General features: G+C 71.8%; 21 protein-coding genes and 1 pseudogene. 9 read left to right on the top strand and 13 right to left on the bottom strand.

What is annotated here, in order from left to right:
• The first annotated feature begins 77 nt into the window (after positions 1-77).
• On the top strand, positions 78-1,322 hold the full coding sequence (locus tag ACFQ7Q_RS04390; RefSeq protein ID WP_383549721.1) for a GNAT family N-acetyltransferase: 1,245 nt from the start codon (positions 78-80) through the stop codon (positions 1,320-1,322).
• A gap of 24 nt (positions 1,323-1,346) precedes the next feature.
• On the opposite strand, the gene ACFQ7Q_RS04395 is transcribed toward ACFQ7Q_RS04390, so the two are convergent.
• Both ACFQ7Q_RS04395 and ACFQ7Q_RS04400 read right to left on the bottom strand, forming a co-directional pair.
• On the bottom strand, positions 1,347-2,102 hold the full coding sequence (locus ACFQ7Q_RS04395; protein WP_383549723.1) for an ABC transporter permease: 756 nt from the start codon (positions 2,100-2,102) through the stop codon (positions 1,347-1,349).
• Complete coding sequence (locus tag ACFQ7Q_RS04400) at positions 2,095-3,060, bottom strand: ATP-binding cassette domain-containing protein (protein WP_383549726.1); 966 nt, start codon at positions 3,058-3,060, stop codon at positions 2,095-2,097. Before ACFQ7Q_RS04400 ends, ACFQ7Q_RS04395 begins: the two co-directional genes overlap by 8 nt.
• Positions 3,061-3,161: 101 nt before the next feature.
• Between ACFQ7Q_RS04400 and ACFQ7Q_RS04405 the strand changes: the two genes are divergently transcribed.
• The 3 genes from ACFQ7Q_RS04405 to ACFQ7Q_RS04415 all read left to right on the top strand — a co-directional run bounded on the left by ACFQ7Q_RS04405 (position 3,162) and on the right by ACFQ7Q_RS04415 (position 6,643).
• Positions 3,162-3,929, top strand: coding sequence for a TetR/AcrR family transcriptional regulator (locus ACFQ7Q_RS04405; RefSeq protein ID WP_383549729.1), 768 nt, complete (start codon positions 3,162-3,164; stop codon positions 3,927-3,929).
• Entirely contained in the window at positions 3,926-4,540 is a 615-nt protein-coding gene (locus ACFQ7Q_RS04410; protein ID WP_383549732.1) for a TetR/AcrR family transcriptional regulator, read from the top strand. The genes ACFQ7Q_RS04405 and ACFQ7Q_RS04410 overlap by 4 nt, the downstream gene beginning before the upstream one ends.
• A 102-nt stretch (positions 4,541-4,642) precedes the next feature.
• Complete coding sequence (locus tag ACFQ7Q_RS04415) at positions 4,643-6,643, top strand: HelD family protein (protein ID WP_383549735.1); 2,001 nt, start codon at positions 4,643-4,645, stop codon at positions 6,641-6,643.
• Positions 6,644-6,745: 102 nt separating this feature from the next.
• Here the strand turns inward: ACFQ7Q_RS04415 and ACFQ7Q_RS04420 are convergent, their stop codons facing one another.
• On the bottom strand, positions 6,746-7,630 hold the full coding sequence (locus ACFQ7Q_RS04420) for a LysR family transcriptional regulator (protein ID WP_383549738.1): 885 nt from the start codon (positions 7,628-7,630) through the stop codon (positions 6,746-6,748).
• A 72-nt stretch (positions 7,631-7,702) separates the two neighbouring features.
• Between ACFQ7Q_RS04420 and ACFQ7Q_RS04425 the strand changes: the two are divergent.
• Positions 7,703-8,626, top strand: a pseudogene (locus tag ACFQ7Q_RS04425) (DMT family transporter); the annotation flags it as partial.
• Here the strand turns inward: ACFQ7Q_RS04425 and ACFQ7Q_RS04430 are convergent.
• The 7 genes from ACFQ7Q_RS04430 to ACFQ7Q_RS04460 all read right to left on the bottom strand — a co-directional run bounded on the left by ACFQ7Q_RS04430 (position 8,544) and on the right by ACFQ7Q_RS04460 (position 15,342).
• Positions 8,544-10,127, bottom strand: coding sequence for an MFS transporter (locus ACFQ7Q_RS04430; RefSeq protein ID WP_383549741.1), 1,584 nt, complete (start codon positions 10,125-10,127; stop codon positions 8,544-8,546). The pseudogene ACFQ7Q_RS04425 and the gene ACFQ7Q_RS04430 overlap by 83 nt on opposite strands.
• A 113-nt stretch (positions 10,128-10,240) precedes the next feature.
• Positions 10,241-10,726 carry a MarR family winged helix-turn-helix transcriptional regulator gene (locus ACFQ7Q_RS04435; RefSeq protein WP_383549744.1) on the bottom strand — a complete coding sequence of 162 codons (486 nt, stop codon included), beginning with the start codon at positions 10,724-10,726 and terminating at the stop codon, positions 10,241-10,243.
• Between the two features lie 130 nt (positions 10,727-10,856).
• A complete protein-coding gene (locus ACFQ7Q_RS04440; protein WP_383549746.1) occupies positions 10,857-11,402 on the bottom strand; it encodes a hypothetical protein in 546 nt (181 codons plus the stop codon).
• Positions 11,399-12,859, bottom strand: a complete 1,461-nt coding sequence (locus ACFQ7Q_RS04445; RefSeq protein WP_383549749.1) for a hypothetical protein — start codon at positions 12,857-12,859, stop codon at positions 11,399-11,401. Before ACFQ7Q_RS04445 ends, ACFQ7Q_RS04440 begins: the two co-directional genes overlap by 4 nt.
• 16 nt (positions 12,860-12,875) lie before the next feature.
• Positions 12,876-13,355, bottom strand: a complete 480-nt coding sequence (locus ACFQ7Q_RS04450; RefSeq protein ID WP_383549752.1) for a hypothetical protein — start codon at positions 13,353-13,355, stop codon at positions 12,876-12,878.
• A gap of 236 nt (positions 13,356-13,591) precedes the next feature.
• On the bottom strand, positions 13,592-14,200 hold the full coding sequence (locus tag ACFQ7Q_RS04455; protein ID WP_383549756.1) for an isochorismatase family protein: 609 nt from the start codon (positions 14,198-14,200) through the stop codon (positions 13,592-13,594).
• 158 nt (positions 14,201-14,358) lie between these two features.
• Positions 14,359-15,342, bottom strand: coding sequence for a GlxA family transcriptional regulator (locus ACFQ7Q_RS04460; RefSeq protein ID WP_383549758.1), 984 nt, complete (start codon positions 15,340-15,342; stop codon positions 14,359-14,361).
• 346 nt (positions 15,343-15,688) lie between these two features.
• Here ACFQ7Q_RS04460 and ACFQ7Q_RS04465 point away from each other — a divergent pair, with 346 nt between their 5' ends.
• The 4 genes from ACFQ7Q_RS04465 to ACFQ7Q_RS04480 all read left to right on the top strand — a co-directional run bounded on the left by ACFQ7Q_RS04465 (position 15,689) and on the right by ACFQ7Q_RS04480 (position 18,053).
• Positions 15,689-16,483 (top strand): SDR family NAD(P)-dependent oxidoreductase, encoded by a 795-nt coding sequence (locus ACFQ7Q_RS04465; RefSeq protein WP_383549761.1) that lies wholly within the window; start codon positions 15,689-15,691, stop codon positions 16,481-16,483.
• Positions 16,484-16,600: 117 nt separating this feature from the next.
• Complete coding sequence (locus ACFQ7Q_RS04470; RefSeq protein ID WP_383549763.1) at positions 16,601-17,023, top strand: helix-turn-helix domain-containing protein; 423 nt, start codon at positions 16,601-16,603, stop codon at positions 17,021-17,023.
• Positions 17,024-17,051: 28 nt separating this feature from the next.
• The gene (locus ACFQ7Q_RS04475; RefSeq protein ID WP_383549765.1) at positions 17,052-17,618 is read left to right on the top strand and encodes a hypothetical protein; all 567 of its coding nucleotides are present in this window, start codon (positions 17,052-17,054) and stop codon (positions 17,616-17,618) included.
• 96 nt (positions 17,619-17,714) lie between these two features.
• Positions 17,715-18,053, top strand: a complete 339-nt coding sequence (locus ACFQ7Q_RS04480) for a DUF2516 family protein (protein ID WP_383549767.1) — start codon at positions 17,715-17,717, stop codon at positions 18,051-18,053.
• A 52-nt stretch (positions 18,054-18,105) separates the two neighbouring features.
• On the opposite strand, the gene ACFQ7Q_RS04485 is transcribed toward ACFQ7Q_RS04480, so the two are convergent.
• The 3 genes from ACFQ7Q_RS04485 to ACFQ7Q_RS04495 all read right to left on the bottom strand — a co-directional run bounded on the left by ACFQ7Q_RS04485 (position 18,106) and on the right by ACFQ7Q_RS04495 (position 21,951).
• Complete coding sequence (locus ACFQ7Q_RS04485; RefSeq protein ID WP_383549770.1) at positions 18,106-19,377, bottom strand: PP2C family protein-serine/threonine phosphatase; 1,272 nt, start codon at positions 19,375-19,377, stop codon at positions 18,106-18,108.
• Between the two features lie 430 nt (positions 19,378-19,807).
• A complete protein-coding gene (locus ACFQ7Q_RS04490) occupies positions 19,808-20,884 on the bottom strand; it encodes a C40 family peptidase (RefSeq protein WP_383549773.1) in 1,077 nt (358 codons plus the stop codon).
• A 260-nt stretch (positions 20,885-21,144) separates the two neighbouring features.
• A complete protein-coding gene (locus ACFQ7Q_RS04495) occupies positions 21,145-21,951 on the bottom strand; it encodes a class I SAM-dependent methyltransferase (protein WP_383549776.1) in 807 nt (268 codons plus the stop codon).
• Positions 21,952-22,053: the final 102 nt, after the last annotated feature.

Below are 22,053 nucleotides of genomic sequence, written 5' to 3' on the forward strand. Positions count from 1 at the left end.
CGGTCGGGGGTGCGCGGGGGCGGTGGCGGTGGAAAACCCGGGTGCGGGTGGCGGCGGGGGCGGCATAGCCTCGGAGGATGACTCTTGAGGTGCGCGCTGTCGGCGAGTCCGAGTACCGCGACTGGCTTCGGGCCGTCAACGCCGGGTTCCTCCGGCCGCCGGTGGTGACGGACGAGGAGGTCGCCGACCGGCTGCCGCACACCGACCTCGCCCGTGTGCTCGGTGTCTTCGACGGTGGCCGCGTGGTCGCCACCTTCCGTTCGTTCACGCAGGAGTTGAGCGCGGTCGGCGGCGGCTCCCTCGTCGCCGACGCCGTCAGTGGCGTCACCGTCTCCGCGACGCATCGCCGGCAGGGGCTGCTCAGCCGGATGATGGCGCGCGATCTCGCCGCCGCGAAGGAGCGGGGCGACGCGGTCGCCACGCTCATCGCCGCCGAGTACCCGATCTACGGCCGGTACGGCTTCGGCCCCGCGACCTGGACGGCCGAGTGGACCGTGGACGTCCGCCGCGCCGGTCTCGACCCCCGGCGCACCGGGCGGCCCGAGGACGGCGGACGGATCGAGTTCGCCGACGGCGAGGAGATCCGCAAGATCGGCCCCGGCCTGCACCGCAGGCTCGCCGGCGTCCGGGCCGGGATGGTCGAGCGGGACAGTCGCCGCTGGGACGTCGAGACCGGGCTCGCCTTCCACAACTCCCCGTGGACCGAGCCCTTCTACGTCATCTTCCGCGACGAGGACGGCGAGCCCCAGGGCTTCGCCGCCTACACCTGCGACGACACCTGGGGCGACGCCAAGCAGCCCCTCAACACGGCCAAGGTCAAGGACCTGATCGCCGTCACGCCGACGGCCGAGCGGGCGCTGTGGCGCTATCTGTGCTCGATCGACTGGGTCACCACGGTCAAGTCCGGCAACCGCGCCCCCGACGACCTCCTCCCGCTGCTGCTGCCCGACCCGCGGGCCGCCCACATCACCACGCAGGCCGACATGCTGTGGGTCCGGGTGCTGGATGTCGCCAGGGTCCTGGAGGGCCGTACGTACGGGGCCTCCGGCAGCCTGGTCCTCGACCTGCGGGACGCCGCCGGCCTGGCGGGCGGCCGCTACCGTCTGGACGCCTCCCCGGAGGGCGCCACATGTGCGCCGTCCACGGCCTCGGCCGATCTCGCCCTCGACATCGCCGAGTTGGGCACGCTCTCGCTCGGTGACGAGTCGGTGGTGCGGCTCGCGGCCCTCGGCCGGGTCGAGGAGGTCACCCCGGGGGCCGCGGCCCGCGCGGACGCCCTGCTGCGGACCTCCCGTCGGCCCTGGTGCCCGGACATCTTCTGACCGTCGGGTTCCGCCGAATGGCCGTCACGCCGTCCGGCGGCGGAAGAGCGCTCCGGACGCGGTGACCGCGAGGGCGAGCAGAGCGGCGCACCAACCCAGCGCGATCCACGGGGTGTTGCCGACCGGTTGGTCGAGGAGCAGCCCGCGCAGCGACTCGATGACCGGGGTCACCGGCTGGTGTTCGGCGAAGCCGTGCAGCCAGCCGGGCATGGTCTCGATGGGGACGAACGCGCTGCTCGGGTAGGGCAGGAACATCATGAAGAAGGTGACTCCGCCCGCCGCCTCGGGGGTGCGGGTGAGCAGTCCGACGGCCGCGGACAGCCAGGAGATCGCCGTGATGAAGGCGACGAGCAGGCCGATCGCGGCCAGCCAGCCCAGTGGTGTGGCCGAGGGGCGGAAGCCGATGGCGAAGGCGGCACCGAGGACGAGCGCGGTGGAGATGAGATTGCGGGCCACGCTGGCGCCGACATGGCCGGCGAGGATCGGCGTACCGCCGATGTCGAGCGAGCGGAACCGGTCGATGATGCCGCCCTTCATGTCCTCGCTGACGGCCACGGCGGTGCCGGCCGAGCCGAAGCCGGAGCAGAGGATGAGGACGCCGGGCACGACGTACGTCACGTACCGCGTTCCGGTGTCGATGGCTCCGCCGAAGAAGTAGACGAAGATCAGCATCAGCATGATCGGCAGCATCATCGAGGTGATGACGGCGTCGATGTTGCGGCGGCTGATGCGGATGCCCCGGCCGGTCAGGGTGCCGGTCACGGCGAGGACGTCAGACATGGGCGGTCTCCTTGTCGGTCAGGGCGAGGAAGACGTCGTCGAGGGTCGCGGTGTGGAGCGAGAAGCGGACGATGTCCGTGCGGTCCGGGTCGAGCGCGTCGAGGAGGCCCCGTACCTGGGCGGCGCTGCCGTCGGTCGGCAGGCCCAGGGTGAGGGTGTCGGGGGAGTGGTGGCTCGGGGCGGGTGTGTCGGGTGAGTGCGCGTTCGTCAGGTCCGCGAGCCGGAGGTAGGTGTCGTGGTCGCGCAGGACGAGGTCGAGGCGGTGGCCGGCGACGCGTGACTTGAGCGCGTCGGCGCTGCCCTCGGCGACGATCCGGCCGGAGTCCATGACGGCGATGCGGTCGGCGAGCCGGTCGGCCTCCTCCAGGTACTGGGTGGTGAGGAAGACGGTGGTGCCGCTGTCGGAGAGGTCGCGGACCACCTGCCAGAGCTCCATGCGGCTGCGCGGGTCGAGGCCGGTGGTCGGTTCGTCGAGGAAGATCACCGCGGTGTCCTCGGGGTCGCGGACGAGTCCGGCCGCGAGGTCGAGGCGGCGCCTCATTCCTCCCGAGTACGTCCGGGCGAGGCGTCCGCCGGCGGCGGTGAGGCCGAAGCGCTCCAGGAGTTCGGCGGCGCGCCGGTCGGCGGCCGCGCGGGAGAGGCCCGAGAGGCGGGCCATCATGCGCAGGTTCTCGGTGCCGGTCTGGGTCTCGTCGACGGCGGCGAACTGGCCGGTGAGGCTGATGGCGCGGCGGACCCGGGAGCGCTCGGTGGCGATGTCGTGCCCGGCCACGCGCGCGTGGCCGGCGTCGGGTGCGGTGAGGGTGGCGAGGATGCGGACGGTGGTGGTCTTGCCTGCGCCGTTGGGGCCGAGGAGGGCGAAGACGGTGCCCTGCTCGACGCGGAGGTCGAGGGAGTCGAGGACGGTGAGCTCTCCGTAGCCCTTGCGCAGCCCGGTGGCTTCGATGGCGGATGGCATGGCGGTTCCCCCTGGGATCACTACTGCGTATGCCTTACGCGTTACTGTGTAAGGGTTACGCATTACTAGGATGGTCGTCAAGCGGATGAAGGGCGGCTGTGGTGGCGGACGACAAGAGCGAGGGCGGCGGAGGCTTCCTGCCCGCGAGCATCGAGGCCGCCTGGGGGCTGCGCGAGCGCCCCTCCAAGGGCCCCAAGCCCGGGCTCACGCTCGACCGGATCGTGGCGGCGGCCATCGGCATCGCCTCGGCGGAGGGGCTCGACGCGGTCTCCATGGGGCGGATCGCCAAGGAGCTCGGTGTCTCGCCCATGTCCCTCTACCGGTACGTCGGCGCCAAGAGCGAGCTGTATGTCCTCATGCAGGACGTGGCCACGGGCGCCCCGCCCGCGCCGCTCCCGGCCGGCACCGGCTGGCGTGAGGGGATCGAGCACTGGTCCTGGGCGATCCGCGAGGTCTATCACCGCAACCTCTGGATGCTCCGCGTCCCGCTCTCCGGCCCGCCCGCCACGCCGAACACGGTCGCCTGGTGGGAGCGGGCGATGGAGGCCCTGGAGGGCACCGGCCTCGACGAGGGCGCCAAGATCTCGGTGATCATGCTGGTCGGCGGTTTCGTGCGCAACGAGGCGCTGATGATGGCCGACCTCGCCGCCGTCATCAGCGCGAGCGGGCAGGGCCCCGAGGAGGTGCTCGCCCGTTACGGCCAGACCCTGCGGCGCCTGGCCGATCCGGCCCGCTATCCGGCGGTGGCGCGGATGCTCGACTCGGGCGTGATGGACGAGCCGGACGAGCCGGACTACGAGTTCCGGTTCGGTCTGGAACGGATCCTCGACGGGGTCGCGCTGCTGGTGGAGCGGGAGGGCGGGAAGTGACCGGGCTTCGGGAGCGGAAGAAGGAGCGGACCCGGCAGGCCATCTCGGAGGCCGCGATCACGCTCTTCCTGGAGAAGGGCTTCGACGCGGTTCCGGTCGCCGAGGTCGCGGCCGCCGCCGAGGTCTCCAAGCCGACCCTCTTCAGATACTTCCCGACCAAGGAGGACCTGGCGCTCTACCGCTTCGCGGACCACGAGGACGAGGCCGCCCGGGTGGTGGCCGGGCGCGGCGAGGGTGTCGCGCCGCTCGACGCCCTGCGAGCGCACGTCCTCGCCGGTCTGGAGCGGCGCGAGCCGGTGACCGGGCTCTGTGATCACCCGGCCGTCCTCGCCTTCCAGCGCCTGCTGTACGGCACTCCGGCACTGGTCGCGCGGCTCCACGCGTACCAGAGCCGGTCGGAGGCCGCCCTCGCGGAAGCGCTCGACGGCGGTGGCGCCGGCCTGGACGCGCGGCTCGCGGCCGGTCAGATCGTGGCCGTCCTGCGGATCCTGGCGGAGGAGAACGTGCGCCGGATCGCGGCCGGGGAGAGCGCGGACGCGGTGTATCCGGACGCGGCGGCGGCTGCCGAAGGGGCGTTCCGCGCGCTGCGGGACGGTCTCGCGTACGGGTGACCATCTGTCCGTGGACTCGTATCCGCGACTCGCATCCGCGACTCACATCTGTGACTCGATAAGAAATTTAACTCGGTAACGTTATTCGCCTAGGCTGGGCTCATGACGTCTCTCGACCATGAACTCCTCCGGGAACGGACCCACCACGACGCCTGCCACGCCGCCCTGGCCCGGATGGCCGAGGACGTGGCCGAGCAGGTCGTCATCGGCGAGAACGCCGCCGCCTCCGGTGCCGACGCGGAGGCGCTCGGCTACCACCTGCGCACCCAGGCCAAGGAGTTCGGCGAGCAGCCACCCGGCCCCCTCTTCTTCGGCCGCCTCGACCGCGAGGACGGCCAGACCCACCACATCGGCCGCCGCCGGATCGCCGAACACCCGGCCGCCCCGCCGCTCGTCGTCGACTGGCGCGCCCCCGTCTCCCGCGCCTACTACCAGGCCGGATCCCACGACCCGCAGGGCCTGGTCCGGCGGCGCCGGTTCGGATGGGCCCCGTACAGCCCGGGCGACTCGGCCGATCTGACCGGCCTGGAGGACGAGTACCTCACCGCCGGCGAGGAGCCGGGACTCAGCCCGCTGGTGTCCGGGGAGATCGAGCGGCCCCGGGTCGGCCCGATGCGGGACATCGCCGCCACCATCCAGCCCGAACAGGACGATCTCGTACGGTCCGAGCCCACCGCCTCCGTGTGCGTGCAGGGTGCGCCCGGCACCGGCAAGACCGCCGTCGGCCTGCACCGGGCCGCGTACCTCCTCTACACCCACCCGCAGCGCGTCCGCCGCTCCGGCCTCCTCGTCCTCGGCCCCAACCGCACCTTCCTCTCCTACATCTCCGAGGTGCTGCCCGCCCTCGGCGAGACGGGGATCCGGCAGTCGACCGTCGACGAGGAGATCGCCCTCCACGAGGTCCGCGCGGTGGACGGCGAGGCCGCGGCGCGGGTCAAGCACGACGTGCGGATGGCGGAGGTGCTGCGCCGGGCCCTGTACGCGCGGGTGACCGTCCCCGAAGGGGAACTGGCCCTCGCCGACGGCCCGCTCCGGCTGCGCGTCGGGTCGGAGAAGCTCGCGGAGATCGTCACGGCGGTACGGGAGGAGGCCCCGCCCTACGCGACCGGTCGCGAACGCGTCCGCGCCCGCGTCGTCCGCGTCGTCCGCGTCCTCCGGCTCGCGGCGGAACGGCGGGCCGGGCCCCTCGGCAACGCCTGGGTGAGGAGGACCGAACGGGCCCGGCCGGTCTCGGCGTTCGTGGACGCCTGCTGGCCGAGGACGACACCCCAGGAGGTGCTCGCCGAGGTGCTGACCGATCCGCGCGACGAGGCCCTGTCGGAGGCCGAACGGGACGCGATCCGCTGGGCGAGGCCGCCCCGCTCCCACCGCTCGGCGAAGTGGAGCGCCGCCGACCTCGTCCTGCTCGACGAACTGGCCGGGCTGATCGCCCGCCCCGAGGGCTACGGCCATGTCGTCGTCGACGAGGCCCAGGACCTGTCCCCGATGCAGTGCCGGGCGATCGCCCGCCGCGCGGTCTTCGGTTCGCTGACCGTGCTCGGCGACCTGGCCCAGGGCACCACCCCGTGGGCGGCGCGCGACTGGCGCGAGCAACTGGCCCATCTGGGCAAGCCGGAGGCCGAGGTCGTGCCGCTGACCACCGGCTACCGGGTGCCGGCCGCGATCGTCGAACTCGCCAACCGGCTGCTGCCGGAGCTGGGGACGGACGTGCCGGCCGGGCGGTCGCTGCGCGCGGACGGGGAGGTCGGGGTCGCCCGGGTCGCGGAGGTGGCCGAGGGCGTCGTCGGCGCGGTCCGCGCGGCGCTGGCGAAGGAGGGCTCGGTGGGCGTGATCGCGGCGGAGGACCAGGTCGGGCCACTGACGCGGGCGTTGGAGGGGGTGCTGGAGGGGCCCGGGGGCGCGCGGCTGAGCGTGCTGCCGGCGACGGCGGCGAAGGGGCTGGAGTACGACCATGTCGTCGTCGCCGAGCCCGCCGCCATCGCGGCGGCCGAGGAGCGGGGGCTGCACCGGCTCTACGTCGTGCTCACCCGGGCCGTGTCCCGGCTGGACATCGTCCACAGCGAGCCGCTACCGGCCTGCCTGGCAGGCCCGCAGGCTTCCTGAAGCGCCGGCGCCTGGTGGGGGGCGGTCGTTCTGGGGCGCGGGCGCTGGGGTCTGGGGCGTGGGCGCCGGCGCCTGGGGCCGGTCGGTCGTTCCGAGGTGCCGTCACTGTTCTGGTCGGTCGTTCTGAAGTGCCGACAGCAGGCCGCGTACGGCGGGCAGGGCCAGGGAGGACTCCCGTACCGCCGCGTGGATCGAGCGGACCGGCTCCGGGCCGCGCACCCGGCGGACGGCCACCTGAGGATGGCGGCTGCCCAGGCCCAGCAAAGGCACCAGGCTGATGCCGAGACCGGCCGCGACGAAGCCCTGCGCGGTGGCGTACTCCTCGCACTCCACCGCGATGTCCGGGGTGAACCCGGCCGCCGCGCACGCCTCCAGGACCGCGTCGAGGCACGGGCCCGGGCGCTCGCTGCCGACCCAGGGCTCGTCGGCGAGCTCCGCCAGGTCGACGGCCCGGCGGTCCGCGAGCGGGTGACCCTTGGGCAGCACGACACGGTAGGGGTCGTCGAGGAGATGGACGAGCCGGACCCCCTCGCCGGTCGCGCCCCGGGGCCGTACGACGAGGGTGAGGTCCGCCTGCTCCTCGTCGGCCGCCGCGGACTCGCCCACCAGCCGTAGATCGACCCGTACCCCCGGGTGCTCGGCCCGGAACCGGGCCAGGGCCGGGGCGACGAGATCGGCGCCCGCCGTGGCGAAGTAGCGGACCACGATCTGCCCCGTGCGGCCCGCCCGCAGATCGGCGAGGGCCGTCTCGGCCTCCGCGACCTGACGGCCGATCACGGCCGCGTGCTCGGTGAGCAGCCGACCCGCGGCGGTCGGGCGGACGCCCCGGCCGAAGCGTTCGAGCAGGGCGATGCCGGCCTCCTTCTCCAGGACGGCGATCTGCTGGCTCACGGCGGAGGGGGTGTAGCCGAGATTCGCCGCGGCGGCGGTGACGGAGCCGCTGGTGACGACGGCCCGGAGCACCTGCATACGTCTCACATCCAGCATGTAGCACAGCTTAACGCTGGATGCATGATTCTTCGCTTGTCCTGTCGAGTCGTGGCGAGGACCGTGGAGGCCATGACATCGGCGATACGGATGGGAGTCCTGGCCCTGCTCTGGGGCTCCGGCTTCCTGTGGATCAAACTGGCCCTCGACCACGGCCTCACCCCGGGGTGGATCACCTTCGTCCGGTGCCTGCTGGGCGCCGGCGTGCTCCTCGCCCTCGCGTACGCGGCGCGGCAGCGGCTGCCCCGGGACCGGGGGACCTGGGGGCGCCTCGTCGTCGCGGCCTTCTTCTGCAACGCCCTGCCGTTCTTCCTGTTCGGTGTGGGCGAGCAGACCGTGGACAGCGGCACCGCGGGCGTCCTGAACGCCACCACTCCGCTCTGGTCCCTGCTCATCGGCCTGGCTCTCGGCACGGAGCGTCCTCTGTCGGCGGCCCGGCTCGTCGGTCTGGTCCTCGGCTTCGCCGGTGTCCTGCTGATCTTCGCCCCGTGGAGCGGGGACGGCGGTCTGATGAGTCTCGGCGCGGCGGCCCTGCTGGCGGCCTCTGCGAGTTACGCGGTGGCCTTCGCGTACATGGCCCGCCGGCTCACCGACCGGGGGACCGCGCCGCTGGCGCTCTCCGCCGCGCAGCTGCTGACGGCGACGGTCCTGAGCGTGCCCGCCCTGGCCTCCGGCGGCGAGGCCCGGCCGACGTGGACGGGGGTGCTCGCGGTCGTGGTCCTCGGGATCTTCGCGACCGGTCTCACCTTCCACCTCAACTACCGGATGATCGCGGAAGAGGGCCCGACGAGCGCCGCGACCGTCGGCTATCTGCTGCCGGTGGTGTCGGTGACGCTCGGGGCCCTCGTGCTCGGCGAAACGCTGACGGTACGGGTGGTGGCCGGGATGGCGGTCGTACTGGCGGGGGTGGCCCTCACACGGTGGAGGCTGCGACCCGGTCCCGCTGTTCCCGCGCCCCCGGCTTCGTCGTCTCCTGCCTCTCCGTCTCCTGCCCCTTCGTCGCCTGGCTCTGCGTCCCCTGCTGCTTCGCCCCCTGGCTCTGCGTCCCCTGCCCCGTCGTCTCTCCCCGGTTCGGCTGCCGCAGGACGGTGAGCGCGACCGCGAAGGCGGCGAGGATGAGGGCGGCGCCGACCGCGAAGGCCAGGCGGTAGCCGCCGGCCAGGGCCTCGGCGGCGGGGCGGCCCGCCGCGGTGAGGGACTCGGTGCGGGAGGCGGCCAGGGTGGAGAGGACCGCGATGCCGAGTGCCATGCCGATCTGCTGGGTGGTGTTGAAGAGGCCGGAGGCGAGTCCCGCGTCCTCGTCCTTCGCACCCGACATGCCGAGCGAGGTGAGGGCGGGGAGCGCGAGGCCGAAGCCGGCGGCCAGCAGCATCACGGGCAGCAGGTCGGTGACGTACGAGGCGTTCACGGGGACCCGGGTGAGCAGTCCGAGGACGCCGAAGAGGAGGACGAGGCCGGTGAGCAGGACGTTGCGCTCGCCGTAGCGGGTGATCAGCCGGGTCGAGACGCCCAGGGACACCGCGCCGATGACGGCCGCGGCCGGCAGCATCGCGAGACCGGTCTTGGCGGCGCCGTAACCGAGGACCTTCTGCATGTAGAGCGCGACGAGGATCTGGAAGGAGAAGAGCGCGGCGACCATCAGCATCTGGACGAGGTTGGCGCCCGAGACGCTGCGCGAGCGGAGGATCCGCAGCGGCATCAGGGGGTTCGCGGCCCTGGCCTGGCGGACGAGGAAGCCGGCGAGGAGGGCGAGGGAGAGCGTGGCCAGGCCGACGGTGTGGGCCGAAGTGGCGCCGTACTCCTCGATCTTGACGACGGCGTAGATCCCGACCATCAGTCCGCCGGTGACGAGCAGCGCGCCGATGACGTCCGCCCCGCCTCCGGCCTTCAGGCCGGGGCCCCTGTCGCCCGGCAGCGCGGGGAGGGCGACGAGAAGCGCCGCGATGCCGATCGGGAGGTTGATGAAGAAGATCCAGTTCCAGGTGAGCGCCTCGGTGAGGACCCCGCCGAGGACCTGACCGATCGAGGCTCCCGCCGCGCCGGTGAAGCTGAACACGGCGATGGCCTTGGCCCGTTCGCGCGGTGCGGTGAAGAGCGTGACGAGGATGCCGAGGCTCACGGCGGAGGCCATCGCGCTGCCGACGCCCTGCAGGAAGCGGGCCGCGATCAGGACGCCGGGGGAGGCGGCGACGCCGGCGAGCAGCGAGGCGGCGGTGAACACTCCCGTACCCGCGAGGAACATCCGCTTGCGGCCGATCAGGTCGCCGAGGCGGCCGGCGAGGAGGAGCAGCGAGCCGAAGGCGATGAGGTACGCGTTGACGACCCAGCTGAGTCCGACGGGGGTGAAGCCGAGGTCGCTCTGGATGGCCGGCATGGCGACCGTGACGATGCTGCCGTCGAGGATCGTCATCAGCATCCCCGTGGCCAGGACGCCGAGGGCGACCCAGCGGGAACGCGTGGGGGCGGCTGTCGCCGCGGGGGTGGAGGTGGCGGGCATGGCGGTCTCTCCTGTCGTCGGGAGCCAACAGGAAAGACCGTAGCAGATAGTTTTGTTGCAGACTATCTTTTACGGATCGAGCGCTTGGGGGTCGCGGTTCGGGCTGGTGCGGGCTATCCCTTCTGGCGTGCCCGACGGGCCGGCCTGGGGCTCTCCGCGGGCGTTTCCAGATGTCCTGTGACCAGGCGATTCAGTGCGCGCAGCAGCACCTCGCGCTCGTCGTCGGGCAGGGAGGTCAGGGCGCTCTCATGGACCCCGTCGACGATCTTCTGACTCTTGGCGGCGACCTTGGCCCCCTCCTCGGTCACCGCGATGATCCGCGCCCGCCGGTCGGTGCCGGACGGCCTGCGCTCGGCCAGCCCGGCCTTCTCCAGCGCGTCGACGGTCACCACCATCGTGGTCTTGTCCATGTCTCCGATCTCGGCGAGCTGCGCCTGAGTCCGCTCCTCCTCGAGGGCGTGGACGAGGACGCAGTGCATCCGGGGGGTGAGCCCGATCTCCCCGAGCTCGGCGCTCATCTGCGTACGCAGGACGTGGCTGGTGTGGTCGAGGAGGAAGGAGAGGTCGGGTTCGGTACGGGTGGGTGCCATGGAGGTCATGCCTGCCAGGGTAACGAAAGTCGATCCGTAGCGGATTATCGAAAAACAGACGACACGGGGCAGCGGAAGGGTGGGCGCGCGCCGCTCCTGGGCCGCGTCGGAGCCCGCTCGCCCGCGCCGCTCACCCCGGTCAGTCGACCGCGCGCAGGTACACCAGGCTGGAGTCGCCACCGTCGAGCCGGTGCACGGCGACGGTCAGCGCGTTGAGTTCGCCGCCGCACGGTGCGCAAACCTGGCCCTCGCGGACGTCACCCAGGGTCTCCGGCTCCGGCAGCCCCAAGCGGGAGAACGGCGTCGTGGGCGTAGCGACCTTCTTGCGCGGGGCGGCGCGGGCGAAGAGCTCCTCCTCGGGGTGCAGGGTCGCGACGAAGGCGTCGACGTCCGCCGTGGGCAGGTTGAAGGTCAGCAGTAGTCCGTCGTCCTGGAACCCGTGCCGGTACGCCGCGCGGGAGTCGGTGGCCCCGGCGGGGATCGCGACGCCCATCTGCTTGCTCACGCTCGCGGGTGTCGCCTTCTCGTCCCAGGACGACTCCTGCCCGCGCCCGAGATCCCGGCCGCTCCTCTCACCGCCCGAGCCACCGTCGCTGACTGAGGAGCACCCGGCCATCGCACCGCCGAGCAGAACTACCCCCAGCGCTGCCCCGACGACCGTGCGCACCACCCGCTTCGCCCTCATCGCGCGTCTCCGTTCCGCCCCAGGTCGGTGCGGGTGCCGTCCCGTCCCGGTTCGACGGGGCCGGGTGGGCCGCCGGCCGCGCCGAGATCGTGACGCTGAACCGTACCGCTGCCTCGCATGTCGAACTCCTGGGCCAGTCCCGTGGTGTGGAGGCGGGCCATGGCCGCGTCGGTCACGGTGGTCGGACCGATCGGGGTGTTCTTGCCGGGGTCCCAGTTGTACCGGTCCCAGACGTTCACCTGGTACTCGAGGCTGACCTTGGGCTTTCCGTCAGCCCCGGGCTCGACGCTGACGACACCCGTCGTGTTGGTCATGCCGCTGCCGATCGCGAGGTACCAGTTGCGGTCGGAGTGCTCGTAGCTCCGAGGCGGTGTCTCGACTGGGATGCTGACCGGCTTTCCGCCCGACTTCTCGAACGCCTCCAGAGCGTCCCGGCGCCACTTCTCCTGCCGGTCCTCGATGGCGTAGTCCGCCGTGGTCCGCAGAACCTCGTCGTCCCTCAACATGCGGTCCACGTCCAGGTCGATCGGAGTGCCCAGGCCTCGGAGGTAGTGGTCCATGTGGCGTGCGGCATCAGTGTGGCCGATGAAATCACCTGTGTTGGATATGCCGTTCGCCTGGAGCTGGATCCAGAGGTCGCGCGCGCCCGGGGACTCGACGTCGTAGCGACCCGCGCCACGGTCCGCCGAGACCTGCTTCGACTGCGGACCGAAGAGCCCGGCGGCGAGGAGGTCGTCCCGCTGCTTCGCCCACATCTGTGCGCGGGCCTCAGGGCTGAGCGATGCCCACAGCCGTCGCAGTTCGTCCCGCTGCTTTTCATTCGCGTCCTCTCCGAGGGCAGCGAGCTTCATGGTGCGGGGCAGCTGGTCCTCGTCGAGTGAGGTGTACGCGGCATGCCCGGCGTTGTGGGGGTCGCCCCCGTGACTCCGGCGCAGTGCCCGGGCGGTGGCGGCATCGACCTCGGCGGCGTGCGAGACGAGTCCGCTGAGGGTGTCGGCGTACCACTGCATCATGTCCTTGGTGCGTTGCGACGTGCCCTTCGCGTCGCATTGCAACTCGATCACCTTGACTGTGCCGTTGCCGGCATCGAGGACCAACAGGCCAGGGTCGGGCTCGGGCGTCCGGGTCGCGTTCCCGAGACGGGCATCCTCGGCGAGCTGCTTCGCGCGGCTCTGGATCTGTGCCAGCTCCTCATACGCGTCGGCCAGGACGTTGTGGATGCTGAGAGCTTCCGTGTGCAGATCGCCGAACTCTTTGGCGGTGCTGTTCACGAAGGCCTTGGTGACGCTGGCGTTGACGCCCTCCCAGCGCGCCTTGTCGGACTTGCGGACCAAGGTGTCGCCGACGTCCGCCCTGAGCCGTGCGAGGTTGCCGACTACGGACTTCCAGCTCGCGACCGCGCTGTTCAGCTTGGAGAGGTCGAGTTCGACGAGATCGGTGTAGGTAAAGGTCCCCATGGTTGTCGACCTCCCGTCATTTCACGTACGACGAGATCTCGGACACCGAGACCGCACTGCCGTCCCGGTGGCGCAGTCTGGCGGCAATGGCCGCGTCCTCCGCTGCATGGGACTTCTTCGAATAGTCCAGGTGGTTGGAGATGTGGGCACACATCTGAAGAACGGTGTCGACCTGAGAGCTCCACACCGTGAGCGTGGTGAACAGCTCTGCGCCGGTGGCCAGATTGCGGTCCGACAGCGCCTTCGCGGCTTGTGCCGTTGCGCCAGCCCCCTGCTTGTCGCTGCCGGACCCGGCTATGTCGGCGCCCTTGCGGAGTTCGTCGTGGAGCCGGAATGCCTCGTGTCCGACCGCGCCGAGGTCGTCCTGGGTGACGACGAGATCGTGGTTCGATCCGCTGCCGGCCCCCGGTGCCACCTGGTTGAGCCGCATTCCGACCGCCGCCTGGCGTCCGGCGGCCTCCGATGTGAGACGTGCCCACTCGTCGTTGAATGTCATCCTTGCCCCCTGTGTGGATGATCCGACTTGTGCAGTCAAAAGATCACATTAGCAAAGCAGTTGACGCACCATCGGTTGCACGACCCGGGGGCCCACGGCCCCCGGGTCGCCATCTCCGTTCGGCTCTGCCCTCGCTCAGCAAGGCTTGGGCTAGGCTCGGGTTCCCCATAGCGACACTCTCGTCCTCGCTCCGGCGTCAACGGAGACGTCCGAGGTCGCTCGGAGTTCATCCCGCGTCACACGGTGCCGGTGAGGTGTTCGACGGTCGGGGCCACGAGGCCGAAGAGGTCGCCGATCGTGGTCAGGCTGCCCTGCTGGAGCGTGGCGGCGGGGACCGTGACGCCGTCGGGTGCGGGCAGGGAGCGGGTGGCGGTCGCCTCGGCGACGACGGTGGGCCGGTAGCCGAGGTGGAAGGCGCCCTGGGCGGTGAAGGTGACGCACATGTGGGTCATGAACCCGGCGAGGACCAGATCGGGTCCGGCGCCCAGGTCGCGCAGGGTCTTCTCCAGGTCGGTGGCGTGGAAGGCGTTGGGGACCTGCTTGACGACGACCGGCTCGCCCTCGATCGGCGCCACCTCAAGGCTGATCGCGCCGATCTCGGCGCGGATGTCGTACGGGGTGCCCTCTCCGCCGTCGTTGACGACGTGGACCACGGGCGTGCCCGCCGCACGGGCGGCGGCGAGCAGTCGGGCCCCGGCGGCCAGGGCGGGCTCGGCGCCTTCGAGGGCCATGACGCCGGTGCGGTAGGTGTTCTGGAAGTCGATCATGATCAGGGTGGTGTCGCCGAGGCGGGGCAGCGTGTCGTCGAGGCCGATCACGCTGCGGAGGGTCGCGGAGGCGTTCATGGAGGAGACGTTCCTTTCGGGAGGGAAATCAGGCAGGCGGGGAGGAAGGCAGGGAAGCATGGCGAAGCCGCGGTCGCGGCGGCTCGCCGGGTCGGAAGAGGTGTGGGTCGGGAAGTGGTGTGGGTCAGGTAGTGGTCTGGGTCAGGCAGTGGTGCGGGTCAGGCAGTGGTGCGGAAGCGTCGGCGGTAGGAGGCCGGGGTCGTGCTGATCTGCTTGCGGAACGCGCGGTGGAGCGTCTCCACCGAGCCCATCCCGACCGCCGACGCGATCCGCTCCAGCGGCTGGTCGGTGGTCTCCAGCAGGCGCCGGGCCGCCTCGACCCGGGCCGCCTCCACGTAGGAGGCCGGGCTGGTGCCCGTCTCCTGGCGGAAGACCCGGGCGAAGTGACGCTCGCTCAGACACATGCGCTCGGCCAGCACGGGCGCCGACAGATCGGCGTCGAGGTGCTCCGTGATGAACACGCGCAGCTCGTCGATCTCCCTACGGGCCGCCACCGGCCGGCTCAGCGGCACGCTGAACTGGCTCTGGCCGCCCTGCCGTCTGAGGTACATCACCAACTGTCGGGCCACGGCCAGCGCCAACTCCTCGCCGTGGTCCTCGGCCACCAGCGCGAGCGCCAGGTCCATGCAGGTGCTGATGCCCGCCCCGGTCCACACCCGGCCGGAGCGGACGAAGATCGGGTCGGCGTCGACCCTCACCTCCGGGTGCTCGGCGGCGAGTTGCGCCGCGGTCGACCAGTGCGTGGTCGCCCGCCGTCCGTCGAGCAGTCCGGCGGCCGCGAGCAGATGCGCGCCCACGCACACCGAGGCGATGCGCCGTGCGTGCGGAGCGGTGGCCTTCACCCATTCCACGACGGTGTCGTCGACCCGGGCCACCGGACCCTCCGGACCCAGGTCCACCGCGCCGGGCACCAGCAGCGTGTCCACCGCGGCCCCCACCTCGGCGAAGGTCAGGTCCGGCACCAGGCGCACCCCGGCCGAGGTGACGACCGGTTCGGCGCCGGGACCCGCCAGCCGGACCGCGTAGCCCGCCCGGCCGCCGGTCTCCCGGTTGGCGAGGGCGAAGACCTCGGCCGGGCCGGTGACGTCGAGCAGGTCGACGTCCGGGAAGACCGCGATGACGACACGGTGTGCGGGGGACATGTGTCCATCGTGGCGACGGCGCCCGATGACCGCAATGACGGCTCTCTGTCACATCCGGCCATCGGCGCACGGCCGACCATCGGCACACATCAAGCCATCGCGCACGTCCAGCCATCGGCCGCACATCCGCCATCGGCCGCACATCCGGCCATCTGATTTGTGCCGTGGCGGCAGCCCCCCGCTGCCCCGCGCCTTGAGCGCCGCACGTCTTCGTCCGTTTCAGGGGCCGTCCGAATGCCGGGAGGGGGAACTCCCGTTGCGCCGGGCACGGACCGGGTAGGGGAACTGATCACGACTGATCGCGACTGATCCCACCCGCGAGAGAGCTCTAAGGACAGGTCCGCTCATGCGCATCGATCTGACAGGACGTACCGCGCTGGTCACCGGCTCCACCCAGGGGATCGGCGCCGCCATCGCGACCGGCCTGGCCCGGGCCGGGGCCCGGGTCGGGGTCAACGGCCGGACGGAGGAGCGGGTGGAGCGGGCCGTCGCCGACATCCGCCGCGACGCGCCCGGAGCGGAGCCCGTCGCCGTCGTCGCCGACGTCACCACCGAGGAGGGCGCGCGGCGCGCCGCCGACGTGCTGCCGCAGGTGGACATCCTGGTGAACAGCCTCGGCATCTTCGCTCCCGCCGACCCGCTGGAGATCAGCGACGACGAATGGCGACGCTACTTCGAGGTGAACGTGCTGGCCGCGGTGCGGCTGATCCGCCGGTACCTGCCCGGCATGAGCGAGCGCGGGTGGGGCCGTGTCCAGAACATCGCCAGCGACTCGGCGGTGGTCGTCCCGGCCGAGATGATCCACTACGGCATGTCCAAGACGGCGCTGCTGTCCGTCACGCGCGGGTTCGCCAAGCAGGCGGCCGGCACCGGGGTCACCGTCAACTCGGTGATCGCCGGGCCCACCCGCACCGGCGGCGTGGAGGAGTTCGTGTACGAGTTGGTCGACCGCGCGCTCCCGTGGGACGAGGCGCAGCGCGCCTTCATGCGCGAGTACCGCCCGCAGTCGCTGATCCAGCGCCTCATCGAACCCGAGGAGATCGCCAACATGGTGGTCTACCTCGCCTCCGACCAGGCTTCCGCGACCACCGGTGGCGCGTTGCGGGTGGACGGCGGGTACGTGGACTCGATCCTGCCGTAGGGCGGCTCGTCGAGGAGCCGGCCGGACCTGGCCGGCTGTCCGCGGCCCGTCGGTGAGGCGCGACACTATTGCAAGCAGGTGCTTGCAATAGTTAGCAGCCGATGGCATCGTCGGGGCATGGCATCACTCAACGTCGGCAATCTTGGCGAGTACCTCCGCGAGCAGCGGCGCACCGCGCAGCTCTCCTTGCGGCAGCTCGCGGAGGCCGCCGGGGTGTCCAATCCGTATCTGAGTCAGATCGAGCGGGGGCTGCGCAAGCCCAGCGCCGAGGTGCTCCAACAGGTCGCCAAGGCACTGCGGATCTCCGCCGAGACTCTCTACGTGCGGGCCGGGATTCTCGACGAGAAGGAGCGGGAGGAGCTGGAGACGCGCGCCGTCATCCTCGCCGATCCCTCGATCAACGAGCGGCAGAAGCAGGTGCTGCTCCAGATCTACGACTCCTTCCGCAAGGAGAACGCCGCCGAGAACGCTGCTGAGCGCGCCGCCGAGACCGTCGACGGTGACGACGCCGCTCCCGATGCCGAACGAACCGTGAGCTAGTACGTACACATCCGGGAGGACCACACCCATGGCCATCATCGAAGAACTGCGTACCCCCCTCTACTTCGCCGCCGGCACCGCCGACCTCGCCGTCCAGCAGGCCAAGAAGGTCCCTGGGCTGATCGAGCAGATCGCCGCCGAGGCGCCCGCGCGGATCGACGCCGTGCGCAAGACCGACCCGAAGGCCGTGCAGGACAAGGTGGCGGACCGGGCCAAGGAGGCCCAGGCCACCGTGCAGTCGAAGTTCGCCGAGGTCGTCGGCAACCTCGACACCGACCTGAAGAAGCTCGGCGAGACCGCCCAGGACCTCGCCCTTCGGGGCGTCGGCGTCGCCGCCGAGTACGCGGTCAAGGCGCGCGAGAAGTACGAGGAGGTCGCCGCGCACGGCGAGGAGGCCGTGAAGGCGTGGCGCGGTGAGGTGGCCGAGGAGATCACCGAGATCGCCGTCGTCGTCGAGCCCGAGCCGGTGGCCAAGCCGGCGGCGGCCGAGAGCAAGGCGGAGCAGCCGGCGGCCAAGGCCGAGGCGCCCAAGCCCACCCGCAAGACCACCGCCCGCAAGCCGGTCGCCAAGAAGACCGCCGCCGCCGAGAAGTAAGACGGGGCCGGTCGGGGCACCAATCAGGGTGCCCGGTGCGTTGTACCGGGTACCTTGGCCGCGAGGCGCTCACTACACCGACTAGGCGGTTCAGACATGTTGCGCGACGGATTCGACCTCGGTCTCTCACTGGTGACCGACCTGGTCTTCCTCGGCTTCGCCCTCGTCTCGTTCGTCTTCGCCGCCATGGCACGCGAGGACGCGTATCGCGCGGCCGACAAGCAGACCAAGAAGTTCTGGCTGATCATCCTCAGCATCAACCTCGTCCTGAACCTGGTTCTGGGCATGCTCTTCCTGCAGATCGCCGGCCTCATCGCCGCCATCGTCTTCATGGTCGACGTCCGGCCCGCGATCAAGCAGATCTCCGGCGGCGGCGGCCGACGCGGCGGCTCCAGCAGCGACGGTCCGTACGGCCCCTACAACGGCGGCCGGTAGGGACGCGGACGGTAGAGCGGCAGGACGCGCGAGCGGACCCGAGGGCCCGGGGCTATCCCCGGGCCCTCTCCAGTGCCAGGACCGCGACGTCGTCCGTCAGCTCCCCGCCGTTCAGCGAGCGCACCTCCGTCATCGCCGCCTCCAGGAGCTCCTCGCCCCGCAGGCCCTCCGCCAGCTGCCGGTTGATCATCTCGACCATCCCGTCCTGGCCGAGCCGCGGCGAGCCCGGGCCCGCCGAGCGGCCCTCGATCAGGCCGTCCGTGTACATCAGCAGGCTCCACGACCCGCCCAGCTCCACCTGGCGCCGCGGCCAGCGGGCGCGCGGCAGCAGGCCGAGGGCCGGGCCGCCGTCCTCGTACGGCAGCAGCCGTGCCGCCTTGCCCTGCCGGGCGATCAGCGGGGAGGGGTGCCCGGCCAGGCACAGACCCGCCCGGCGCCCGTCCGGGGCGATGTCGACGGTGCAGAGCGTCGCGAAGATCTCCTCGCTCTCCCGCTCGTGCTCCAGGACCTGCTGCATCGTCGAGAGCAGCTCGTCGCCGCAGAGACCGGCGAAGGTCAGCGCCCGCCACGCGATGCGCAGCTCCACGCCGAGCGCCGCCTCGTCGGGGCCGTGTCCGCAGACGTCGCCGATCATCGCGTGGACCGTGCCGTCGGGGGTGCGGACGGTGTCGTAGAAGTCCCCGCCGAGCAGGGCGCGCGAGCGGCCCGGCCGGTAGCGGGCCGCGAAGCGCAGCTCGGAGCCCTCCAGGAGGGGCGTGGGGAGCAGCCCGCGCTCCAGGCGCGCGTTCTCCTGGGCCCGCAGCCGCGACTCGGTCAGCTTCACCTGGACCGCGTCGGCCCGCTTGCGCTCCACGGCGTACCGGATCGCCCGGCTCAGCAGCCGGCCGTCGAGCTCCTCGCGGAAGAGGTGGTCCTGGGCCCCGACCCGTACGGCCTCCGCCGCCAGCTCCGCGTCGGCCGAGGCCGCGAGGGCCAGGACGGCGTGGCGCGGCGCGAGCCGCAGGACGTGCCGCAGGGGCGCCAGGGGGTCGTCACCGGCCGCGCGGGGGCCGGGCAGGGCCAGGTCGACCAGGACGCAGTGCACGTCGTCGGTGAGCAGCCGCTCGGCCTCGGTGAGGTTGCGGGCGGTGCGGATACGGACGCGGGTCCCGTCGGCGTCGAGCAGTTCGGGTACGGCGAGGGCACCCGCCGGGTCGTCCTCGACGACCAGGAGGGTGAGATCGGTGCCGGTCGCGGCCGTGGCGACCGGGGTGGTCGCGGCAGCGGTGACAGCGCCTGCGGCCGCAGCAGAGTCGTTTCTCTGTCGCGGTACGGGTACGGGCATCGGTCTTTGAATCCTTCCCTCCCCCCGAGGGCGGCAGGACGACGAACGACGTCCCGCCTGAACCGGGACCATAGCGGTACCCCGGCGGGCAACGGAATGGCGATCACGTCACGAGGGCCGACAAGCCCTTGGCATATGCCGCGCATGGGGAGGTTGTTGCCTTCGAGGCCATGATGAACATCACGCCCGATGGGGCCGGGGTGCTGGCCGCCGTGGGTGCGGAACCTCTCACTCCGGGCGGTCTTGGGTCGGAACGGCCGATTCCGTCCGGCCTTCCGTCGAACGCCCCGCTCCGGGCGGCGGCTTCCTTCCGAACGCCTCACCGCGGACGGCCTGCCGCCCGCGGACTCCCCCCGAGCTGAGGCCGCCCGCGGACTCCCTCCGGCCGGCTTCCCGCGCGCTTCGAGCCGAGGCCTCCCGACCGAACGCCTCACTCCGGGCGGACGACTCCCAGGATCTCCATCGAGCCCGCCCCCGCGAGCGTCACGTTCCGCCCCGGCCTCGGGGCGTGCACGATCGCGCCGTTGCCGACGTACATCCCGATGTGGCTCGCGTCCTTGTAGTAGACGATCAGGTCGCCGGGCCGCATGTCCTTGATGTCCACGCGCGGCAGCAGTCGCCACTGCTCCTGCGAGGTCCGCGGGATGGAGCGGCCGGCCACGTCCCAGGCCCGCTGCGTCAGCCCCGAGCAGTCGAAGGAGCCCGGGCCCTCCGCCCCCCATACGTACGGCTTGCCGATCTGCGCCGTGGCGTACTCCACCGCCTGCTTGCCCCGGGGGGTCGCCTTGGCGCTCAGGCCCTTGAGGACGCCGGTGCTCAGCCAGGCGGTCTGCGCCTTGTACTGCTCCTGCTCCTCCAGCCGCAGCAGCCGCGCCCGCTCCTCCGCCGCCAGCTCGGACTCCAACTTCTTGGCCGCGGCGATCTTGTCGTCGATGTCCTTCTTCGCCTCGGCCTGCTTGATGCGGTTGGCCTCGAGCTTGGTCCAGTTGGTGCCCGCCTCCTTGGCGTAGACGTCCAACTGGGCCTGCGTCCTATTCATTTCGCCGAGCAGGTCCTTGGTTGCCTTCTGTCCCTGCTGGAGCCGGCCGGCGTTGTCGAGGAAGAGCTGCGGATCGTCGGTGAGGACGAACTGGGCGCCTTCCGGCAGCCCGCCGTTGCGGTACTGGGCGCGGGCCGCCGCGCCCGCCTGCGCCTTGAGCGCGTCGATCTTCTCGCGGCCGGCCACGATCATCTTGGCCAGTTCCACGATCTCGGCGGACTGCTCCTTGGCCTTCTCCTCGGCGAGGTTGTACGCGTCGGTGGCGGCGGCCGCCTGCCGGTACAGGCCGTCGATCTCCTTGCGTACCTCTTCGAGGGTCTTCTTCGGCGCGGCGGGCGGCAGCGGGGCCGAGGGTGCGGCGGGCGGCCGCGGGGCGGCGGAGGCCTGGAGGGTCAACGCGGGTGAGGCCAGCACCGTCAGGGCACAGACCACGGTGATCGCGGCGGTGACGCAGCGGCGTCGGTTCACAAGCTCCCCCTCGGACGGCCCGTATGAGTCCCGCATCTGATTTACCGTCAGTAACTTCATCGTGACCTTGGCGATGGTGCCATGCGAAACGTGAAAGCAACAGGGGATACCGGCCCCTGTCGGGTCACTGTCCCCCACAGGGGACGAGAGAGAGGGGAGTTGCGTTCCCGACGTACCGTGAATTCACCGGCAGTTGGCGTGCGGATGACCTTCGGGTACGACCCGCCGACGGTCCCGGGCGGCGGCGTGCGGCCGGTGCCTCAGCGGGGCGCCAGGGCCTCCCAGCGCACCGTCACCTCGCCCTGCCGCCACCGTCGATGTCCGTCCGTCAGCGGCCAGTCCGCCGCCAGATCGTGTACGGCCCGGATCCAGCGCTGCCGCGCGCCGAGCGAGGCGAAAGGGGCGGCAGCCGCCCACGCCCGGTCGAAGTCCCGCAGGAACGCGTGGACCGGCTCGCCCGGCACGTTGCGGTGGATCAGCGCTTTGGGCAGCCGCTCGGCGAGGTCGGAGGGCCGCTCCAGCGAGCCGAGCCTGGTCGCGAAAGTGACCGTCCGCGGCCCGCTCCGGTCGAGCGCCACCCACACATGGCGCCGCCCGATCTCGTCGCAGGTCCCCTCCACCAGCAGCCCCCCGGGAGCCAGCCGGGCGCACAGCCGCGCCCACACCGCGGCGACCTCGCCCTCGCCGTACTGGCGCAGCACGTTCGCGGCCCTGATCAGCGCGACCTCGCCCGGCACCGGGACCTCGAAGCCGCCGTGCACGAAGGTGAGGCCCGCGCGCTCGTAGGGTTCGGCGGCGGCGACCCGGGCCGGCTCGATCTCGATGCCGACGACCTCGGTGCGCGGGTCGGCGGTGCGCAGCCGGGTGAGCAGCTCGACGGCGGTCCAGGGGGCCGCCCCGTAGCCCAGGTCGACGGCGACGGGCGGCTCGGCGGACCGGCGCAGGGCGGGCCCGTGGACGGCGGCGATCCAGCGGTCCATGCGGCGCAGGCGGTTGGGGTTGGTGGTCCCGCGGGTCGCCGTGCCGACGGGGCGGGATGCGGCGGGGAGGGTCGTGCGCGGGGCCATGGAACGAGCGTAAGCGGTGCACCACGCCGCACCGACACGGCAATGAATTGGCAAAACGGAAATGGATGGCGTCATTCCGGTGTTGTCCGCCTTGGAGGGCGC

Source organism: Streptomyces sp. NPDC056527, assembly GCF_042794475.1.
Taxonomy (GTDB): domain Bacteria; phylum Actinomycetota; class Actinomycetes; order Streptomycetales; family Streptomycetaceae; genus Streptomyces.